The 5,554-nt window shown below is 51.1% G+C and carries 4 protein-coding genes and 3 pseudogenes; all 7 read left to right on the forward strand.

What is annotated here, in order from left to right; translation table 11 throughout:
• Window positions 1-77: 77 nt before the first annotated feature.
• Window positions 78-575: pseudogene (locus ABZJ92_RS20230) on the forward strand (COX aromatic rich motif-containing protein); the annotation flags it as partial.
• A 21-nt stretch (window positions 576-596) separates the two neighbouring features.
• A pseudogene (gene cyoB / locus ABZJ92_RS20235) lies at window positions 597-2,588 on the forward strand (cytochrome o ubiquinol oxidase subunit I).
• On the forward strand, window positions 2,578-3,192 hold the full coding sequence (locus tag ABZJ92_RS20240) for a cytochrome o ubiquinol oxidase subunit III (RefSeq protein WP_000179819.1): 615 nt from the start codon (window positions 2,578-2,580) through the stop codon (window positions 3,190-3,192). The pseudogene cyoB and the gene ABZJ92_RS20240 overlap by 11 nt, the downstream one beginning before the upstream one ends.
• Window positions 3,192-3,521 (forward strand): cytochrome o ubiquinol oxidase subunit IV, encoded by a 330-nt coding sequence (locus ABZJ92_RS20245; protein ID WP_000019869.1) that lies wholly within the window; start codon window positions 3,192-3,194, stop codon window positions 3,519-3,521. The genes ABZJ92_RS20240 and ABZJ92_RS20245 overlap by 1 nt, the downstream gene beginning before the upstream one ends.
• Before the next feature lie 11 nt (window positions 3,522-3,532).
• Window positions 3,533-4,423 (forward strand): heme o synthase, encoded by an 891-nt coding sequence (gene cyoE, locus ABZJ92_RS20250; protein ID WP_000971346.1) that lies wholly within the window; start codon window positions 3,533-3,535, stop codon window positions 4,421-4,423.
• 183 nt (window positions 4,424-4,606) lie between these two features.
• On the forward strand, window positions 4,607-4,918 hold the full coding sequence (locus ABZJ92_RS20255) for a type II toxin-antitoxin system TacA family antitoxin (RefSeq protein ID WP_005053053.1): 312 nt from the start codon (window positions 4,607-4,609) through the stop codon (window positions 4,916-4,918).
• Window positions 4,902-5,451, forward strand: a pseudogene (locus tag ABZJ92_RS20260) (GNAT family N-acetyltransferase). The gene ABZJ92_RS20255 and the pseudogene ABZJ92_RS20260 overlap by 17 nt, the downstream one beginning before the upstream one ends.
• Window positions 5,452-5,554 lie beyond the last annotated feature (103 nt).

Here is a 5,554-nt window from a genome sequence, read left to right on the forward strand (position 1 = left end):
CAAGTGCATGAACTGCTGCCCTGGAACTTCTCGTCTGTAAAATAATCCTTACGCTACGTACTTCTCGGGGCGCTTACAATGAAATCGCTTTCCCGGCGAACACTCCGGTGTACTTCAAAGTGACCTCCAACTCCGTGATGAACTCCTTCTTCATTCCGCGTCTGGGTAGCCAGATTTATGCCATGGCCGGTATGCAGACTCGCCTGCATCTGATCGCCAACGAACCCGGTACTTATGACGGTATCTCCGCCAGCTACAGCGGGCCGGGCTTCTCAGGCATGAAGTTCAAAGCTATTGCAACACCGGATCGCGCCGAATTCGACCAATGGGTCGCAAAAGCGAAACAGTCGCCGAACACCATGTCTGACATGGCTGCGTTCGAAAAACTGGCCGCGCCTAGCGAATACAACCAGGTGGAATATTTCTCCAACGTGAAACCAGACTTGTTTGCCGATGTGATTAACAAGTTTATGGCTCACGGTAAGAGCATGGACATGACCCAGCCAGAAGGTGAGCACAGTGCACACGAAGGTATGGAAGGCATGGACATGAGCCACGCGGAATCCGCCCATTAAAGGGGTTGAGGAAGAATAAAGATGTTCGGAAAATTATCACTTGATGCAGTCCCGTTCCATGAACCTATCGTCATGGTTACGATCGCTGGCATTATTTTGGGAGGTCTGGCGCTCGTTGGCCTGATCACTTACTTCGGTAAGTGGACCTACCTGTGGAAAGAGTGGCTGACCTCCGTCGACCATAAACGCCTCGGTATCATGTATATCATCGTGGCGATTGTGATGTTGCTGCGTGGTTTTGCTGACGCCATTATGATGCGTAGCCAGCAGGCTCTTGCCTCGGCGGGTGAAGCGGGCTTCCTGCCACCTAACCACTACGATCAGATCTTCACCGCGCACGGCGTGATTATGATCTTCTTCGTGGCGATGCCTTTCGTTATCGGTCTGATGAACCTGGTGGTTCCGCTGCAGATCGGCGCGCGTGACGTTGCGTTCCCGTTCCTCAACAACTTAAGCTTCTGGTTTACTGTTGTTGGCGTGATTCTGGTTAACGTTTCTCTCGGCGTGGGCGAATTTGCGCAGACCGGCTGGCTGGCCTATCCACCGCTATCGGGAATAGAGTACAGTCCGGGAGTCGGTGTTGATTACTGGATATGGAGTCTCCAGCTATCCGGTATAGGTACGACGCTTACCGGTATCAACTTCTTCGTTACCATTCTGAAGATGCGCGCACCGGGCATGACCATGTTCAAGATACCAGTATTTACCTAGGCATCACTGTGCGCGAACGTACTGATTATTGCTTCCTTCCCAATTCTGACGGTTACCGTCGCGTTGTTGACCCTGGATCGCTATCTGGGCACCCATTTCTTTACCAACGATATGGGTGGCAACATGATGATGTACATCAACCTGATTTGGGCCTGGGGCCACCCGGAAGTTTACATCCTGATCCTGCCTGTTTTCGGTGTGTTCTCCGAAATTGCGGCAACCTTCTCGCGTAAACGTCTGTTTGGTTATACCTCGCTGGTATGGGCAACCGTCTGCATCACCGTGCTGTCGTTCATCGTTTGGCTGCACCACTTCTTTACGATGGGTGCGGGCGCGAACGTAAACGCCTTCTTTGGTATCACCACAATGATTATCGCCATCCCGACCGGGGTGAAGATCTTCAACTGGCTGTTCACCATGTATCAGGGCCGCATCGTGTTCCATTCTGCGATGCTGTGGACTATCGGTTTTATCGTCACCTTCTCGGTGGGCGGTATGACTGGCGTGCTGCTGGCAGTACCGGGCGCGGACTTCGTTCTGCATAACAGCCTGTTCCTGATTGCGCACTTCCATAACGTGATCATCGGCGGCGTGGTCTTCGGCTGCTTCGCAGGGATGACCTACTGGTGGCCTAAAGCGTTCGGTTTCAAACTGAACGAAACCTGGGGTAAACGCGCGTTCTGGTTCTGGATCATCGGCTTCTTCGTTGCCTTTATGCCGCTGTATGCGCTGGGCTTCATGGGCATGACCCGTCGTTTGAGCCAGCAGATTGACCCGCAGTTCCACACCATGCTGATGATTGCAGCCAGCGGTGCAGTACTGATTGCGCTGGGTATTCTCTGCCTCGTTATTCAGATGTACGTTTCTATTCGCGACCGCGACCAGAACCGTGACCTGACTGGCGACCCGTGGGGTGGCCGTACGCTGGAGTGGGCAACCTCTTCCCCGCCTCCGTTCTATAACTTTGCCGTAGTGCCGCACGTTCACGAACGTGATGCATTCTGGGAAATGAAAGAGAAAGGCGAAGCGTATAAAAAGCCTGACCACTATGAAGAAATTCATATGCCGAAAAACAGCGGTGCAGGTATCGTCATTGCAGCTTTCTCCACCATCTTCGGTTTCGCCATGATCTGGCATATCTGGTGGCTGGCGATTGTTGGCTTCGCAGGCATGATCATCACCTGGATCGTGAAAAGCTTCGACGAGGACGTGGATTACTACGTGCCGGTGGCAGAAATCGAAAAACTGGAAAACCAGCATTTCGATGAGATTACTAAGGCAGGGCTGAAAAATGGCAACTGATACTTTGACGCACGCGACTGCCCACGCGCACGAACACGGGCACCACGATGCAGGCGGAACCAAAATCTTCGGATTTTGGATCTACCTGATGAGCGACTGCATTCTGTTCTCAATCTTGTTTGCTACCTATGCCGTTCTGGTGAACGGCACCGCAGGCGGCCCGACAGGTAAGGACATTTTCGAACTGCCGTTCGTTCTGGTTGAAACTTTCTTGCTGTTGTTCAGCTCCATCACCTACGGCATGGCGGCTATCGCCATGTACAAAAACAACAAAAGCCAGGTTATCTCCTGGCTGGCGTTGACCTGGTTGTTTGGTGCCGGATTTATCGGGATGGAAATCTATGAATTCCATCACCTGATTGTTAACGGCATGGGGCCGGATCGCAGCGGCTTCCTGTCAGCGTTCTTTGCGCTGGTCGGCACGCACGGTCTGCACGTCACTTCTGGTCTTATCTGGATGGCGGTGCTGATGGTGCAAATCGCCCGTCGCGGCCTGACCAGCACTAACCGTACCCGCATCATGTGCCTGAGCCTGTTCTGGCACTTCCTGGATGTGGTTTGGATCTGTGTGTTCACTGTTGTTTATCTGATGGGGGCGATGTAATGAGTCATTCTACCGATCACAGCGGCGCGTCCCATGGCAGCGTAAAAACCTACATGACAGGCTTTATCCTGTCGATCATTCTGACGGTGATTCCGTTCTGGATGGTGATGACAGGGGCTGCCTCTCCGGCCGTAATTCTGGGAACAATCCTGGCAATGGCAGTGGTACAGGTTCTGGTGCATCTGGTGTGCTTCCTGCACATGAATACCAAATCAGATGAAGGCTGGAACATGACGGCGTTTGTCTTCACCGTGCTAATCATCGCTATCCTGGTTGTAGGCTCCATCTGGATTATGTGGAACCTCAACTACAACATGATGATGCACTAAGAGCGGCGGTTATGATGTTTAAGCAATACCTGCAAGTAACGAAACCAGGCATCATCTTTGGCAACCTGATCTCGGTGATTGGGGGATTCCTGCTGGCCTCAAAGGGCAGCATTGATTATCCCCTGTTTATCTACACGCTGGTTGGGGTGTCACTGGTTGTGGCGTCGGGTTGTGTGTTTAACAACTACATCGACAGGGATATCGACAGAAAGATGGAAAGGACGAAGAATCGGGTGCTGGTTAAAGGCCTGATCTCTCCTGCTGTCTCGCTGGTGTACGCCACCTTGCTGGGTATTGCTGGCTTTATGCTGCTGTGGTTTGGCGCGAATCCGCTGGCCTGCTGGCTGGGGGTGATGGGCTTTGTGGTTTATGTCGGCGTCTATAGCCTGTACATGAAACGCCACTCAGTCTACGGCACATTGATTGGTTCGCTCTCCGGCGCTGCGCCGTCGGTGATTGGCTACTGTGCAGTAACCGGCGAGTTTGATAGCGGCGCAGCGATCCTGCTGGCTATCTTCAGCCTGTGGCAGATGCCTCACTCCTATGCCATCGCCATTTTCCGCTTTAAGGATTACCAGGCGGCAAACATTCCGGTATTGCCAGTGGTAAAAGGCATTTCGGTGGCGAAGAATCACATCACGCTGTATATCATCGCCTTTGCCGTTGCCACGCTGATGCTCTCTCTTGGCGGTTACGCTGGGTATAAATATCTGGTGGTCGCCGCGGCGGTTAGCGTCTGGTGGTTAGGTATGGCTCTGCGCGGTTATAAAGTTGCTGATGACAGAATCTGGGCGCGCAAGCTGTTCGGCTTCTCTATCATCGCCATCACTGCCCTCTCGGTGATGATGTCCGTTGATTTTATGGTACCGGACTCGCATACGCTGCTGGCTGCTGTGTGGTAACAAAACCTCTCTATTAAAAAGGTGCTACGGCACCTTTTTATTGTCTGAGATCAGAGATACGGCTAATAACCGTATCTCTTGACAGAGTGAGCAGATGCACATAAATTAATCATACGGTTGATAGCCGTATTATGTATGAGATCGACTCCCTACGATTTCATTCAGTTAATCAAAGAAGTCATAATGCCTGGAAAAACAGCCGCTCTATACGATGTCGATAAAACGCTGAAAAATGCGCGGGTCGAACTCAAAACTAGTCCCGACGCCAAAAACAAACTTCGTGAAGCTGCGCAAGCCGTTGGGGTAGATTTAAGCGCTTTTATTTTGAGCGCTGCTATGGAACGCGCCGAAAGTGTGCTTGATAACCAACGTCGCCGTGAGCTTTCGAATCAAAGCTGGGAACTGATGAACCAACTCATCGCTGAACCTGCTCAACCGACGCTCGCCCTCAAGGCGTTAATGAAAAGGAAAAACAGCGATGGTCGACAAGCATGAAGAGATTACTCTGCCCATAGTCCTCTCCTGTAATTATCAGTCTGATATTACTTATCCTGGGCAAAAACAGTTTGATTGCGGTAACCCTGTTATCGATAAATTTGTACGCGCTACGCGCATCGCTAAAGAAAAGTGTGCGTAATAGCGACTGTGCGGCTAAAGCACTTATTGACAGACAAAGTGGTGAACTGATTGGCATCTGTACTTTTACGGCATATTCGCTGGAAAGACAACGCGTTTCTGGCGTCCTTCAGGGTTCACAACCTTCAGAAATTGGTGTTGTCAGATTAGTCATGTTGGGGGGAGCGCGGAAGTATCAAAAGCGGGGCTTTGGTCAGGACCTACTATGTGATTTTTTTGAACATGTAAAAAAAATTCACCCGGCATTACCAATTAAAGGGGTTTATCTTGATGCTGACCCTGCCGCCATTAACTTTTATGCTCGTCTCGGCTTTGTTCAGCTTTCAGCGACACCAAATGCTTTTGGTGCTGTACCTATGTTTTTGGCGATTCAGCATATTCTCGCGGCTTAGATTATTATCGCCACCCGCCAGGGCAAGTTTTGGGTAATGACTCCAACTTACTGATAGTGTTTTATGTTCAGATAATGCCCGATGACCTTGTCATGCAGCTCCA

The sequence above is a fragment of the Shigella sp. FJ200513 genome, assembly GCF_040495915.1.
Taxonomy (GTDB): domain Bacteria; phylum Pseudomonadota; class Gammaproteobacteria; order Enterobacterales; family Enterobacteriaceae; genus ECMA0423.